Source organism: Citrobacter sp. wls757 (genome assembly GCF_005280935.1).
In the GTDB taxonomy this organism is placed as follows: domain Bacteria; phylum Pseudomonadota; class Gammaproteobacteria; order Enterobacterales; family Enterobacteriaceae; genus Citrobacter; species Citrobacter portucalensis.
In genome coordinates this window covers 1-2,656 of record NZ_SZWU01000005.1, presented here as the reverse complement: position 1 = coordinate 2,656, position 2,656 = coordinate 1, and the positions used below count along the sequence as shown (strand labels likewise).

Genomic DNA, 2,656 nt, shown 5'->3' with positions numbered 1-2,656 from the left:
AGGCTTCCCGCCTCATCCGCCTTATCCGCTGGCCGCTGATGAGTCAGGAAGAATATGAACGGCGCGAACTGAATAGCCTTCTGGACGAACTGGAACGGTTACAGCTGTACTGTAACCGCGAACAGTTGACGGAGATCGTGTTTTCGCCGGTCCGCAAACCCGGCGAGAGCTGGACTGAACGTCTGCAGTGGCTCCTGATGACGGATGGATTCGGGTTCTGCAGTCCGCTGTCCCGTGACGCGGGTGCCCGGGCAGTGGAGTTCCTGGCCGGTTACACGGGGCGGGAGGTGGCGGAGCATCTGGTCACGGTCACTGTCTGGAAGGGGTTAGAGCGATAGTGAAGGGGAGTTGGCGCTGATTCAGGGGGGAAATTCAGTGAGTATGATTTAGTGCACATTGAAAAAGATAATGAGTGGGAAATAATAAAGACAATGAGTCGACTGTACGTTTAGATTCTGCAGGCAGTGCGGGAACTGACCCGGTATTGAAAATATTCGCTGGCTAATCAGGTATCATAAGCAATAAAATACTTCACGGTTTACAGCTCCAGGAAAAAACTAAAGCTATGGCAGTGTGATAACACGTCAGGTTTTGTAGTTATTCAGGCTTATCCAACAGAGCGTTATAAATATAAATCCAGCCCAGCGTTTCAGGATTGGGTCAACAGTATGGCGAAGGGGAATGCCTCGTCACAGACTGAGCCCTAGATATGGCGAAAAAATCAAAAATAATAAATAGTTTAGCAGAGAGAAATGTTATGAGTAATATCTGATATATCTAATTTAGCTTATGATTTATTAATTGTTTTTAACACTTAATTTTAATTAAGGTTTTGTTTAGAAAACACTTTTTAATACTGTGATATTATCTGATAAATACCTGTGTTCACCATGCTTATAATTTATTTCTGCAGATGATGATAAATTCAGGGAGTGAAGATAATGAACGATTTTCATATGTTAGATATTTGCATTAAGAACAATGACCGTCTTGGTGCAATGAGATTATTACGGGATAAAACTGAGTTTGCGGTCCGTAAAATTCTTGAAAGGTTAAAAGTGAAAGTGACATTACAAACTGGGCGTCCTTTCTGGCTTTGGGTACAGAACTGGATTAACAGTTCCTGCAAACATGAAAATACACCAAATGAACCCGCATATGAAAAATCTAAATCACAAGATGCTCTCAATTCCCCTGTTTCCAGATGTACTGAATCCGGCAGCCCTGGATTTAGTGAAGCTGGCCGCACTAATAGCTATGTTTGTGGATCACGCAAACACACTATTCCTTGCAAGACCCGAACCTCTCCTGTATGCCTTCGGCCGGATGGCTTTTCCTCTGTTCACGCTTATCTGGGCTATGAACGTACAACGCACACCAGAACGTCTTCAGAAAAGAGCAAACAGGCTGTGGGTATGGGCATTTATCACACAACCGGTGTTTTTTCTCGCTTTTCAGCATCATCAGCCGTGGTATGCGCTGAACATTTTATTTGTATTCGCTGGCGTGACGCAGCTGCTTGCCCTGAATTACCGGTACGGAAGAAAAGGAATACTCACTGGTGTACTACTTCTGTGCTTAATGGTGTGGCCACTGCAACCAGCAAGTTACGGTTTGCCTGGGATCATGCTGGCAATAGGACTGGTGCTCGTTTACTCAGGAAAGACTCATGGGATGTACCGGGCCGGCATTGTCGTGTCCATACTGTCGCTCTGCAGCCTGAATGGTATTTCGCATATAATGAGTCAGCCCGCAGACATCCTGCTGTTTGCCACTCTGCCGACGCTGCTGTTACCCGTGACAGTGGTATCACTGGCAGTCAGTCTCTGTTCTGACGAATGCGCGCGATTTATGCCATCTCGCTTTTTCTACTTTGCCTATACTGGCCATCTTTTGGTCGCCATTATCATAGGAACCTGACGAACAGTCAGTTTTTTCTGGAAATGGAGAGGATCAGCGTCATACCTTACGTTGAATAGTAATCAGTTTTAACATTAATGCTAATGTACGCATACATTAGCATTAATGTCGAGCAGCTGATATCGGAGGCGACGTCCCTGGAAAAGCGGCGCTGGCGTTCTGCGTCGGCGAACCAGCGGACAAGAAACAGATTCTCCTGCTGCTCAGACTGGACGCGCCCATCCTGACGGGCCAGACGAAGAGCAATCATGGCACACCAGACCAGGTGCGCGGTTTTCTCATTTTTTCCGTTAGCTGACATAGTGGTCCTGATAATGTTATCCACCCTGAATTATACGCAGGCTGAATAAATTATGTTAATCAGCATGCGCGAAGCGCATATAAGGCGCCAGCTGATGCCTCTGGTGGTTCTGTAGTTAAATGGCGCCGTAGCCCGGCGTAGCCGGTTGATCGATAGAAGATCGCTATTAACCCCCTCCCTCCTGCAAAGCCTAAATCCGCTGTCAGACGGCTCTGGAGCTGATGTACGCCGTCGGAGTGGTCACGGCAAGGCGACGCCGCAGCCGGGGCGTATCTCCGCGTTACGCGGGCCGCAGGGCCGCTTACGGGCGTGTTACACAAAACTTCCAGGCAGAACCACTCGCAGCCACTCAAAAGTTTAGTTACATCATCCAGCATTAAAAGCGATGTTGTTCCCGGCCTTAGGCCGGGGCGGCGGCGCTTTTCAGTGGTGGGG

At 47.8% G+C, this 2,656-nt stretch carries 1 protein-coding gene and 2 pseudogenes; 2 read left to right on the top strand and 1 reads right to left on the bottom strand.

What is annotated here, in order from left to right; translation table 11 throughout:
• A pseudogene (locus FDW94_RS00390) lies at window positions 1–338 on the top strand (hypothetical protein); the annotation flags it as partial.
• An 820-nt stretch (window positions 339–1,158) separates the two neighbouring features.
• Window positions 1,159–1,920 (top strand): TraX family protein, encoded by a 762-nt coding sequence (locus tag FDW94_RS00385; protein WP_249358200.1) that lies wholly within the window; start codon window positions 1,159–1,161, stop codon window positions 1,918–1,920.
• A 118-nt stretch (window positions 1,921–2,038) separates the two neighbouring features.
• Here the strand turns inward: FDW94_RS00385 and FDW94_RS00380 are convergent.
• Window positions 2,039–2,221 (bottom strand): annotated as a pseudogene (locus tag FDW94_RS00380) (hypothetical protein); the annotation flags it as partial.
• Window positions 2,222–2,656 lie beyond the last annotated feature (435 nt).

Coding starts and splice junctions, on each gene's coding strand:
- FDW94_RS00385 (WP_249358200.1), top strand. CDS start 1,159: ATGAAAAATCTAAATCACAAGATGCTCTCAATTCCCCTGTTTCCAGAT.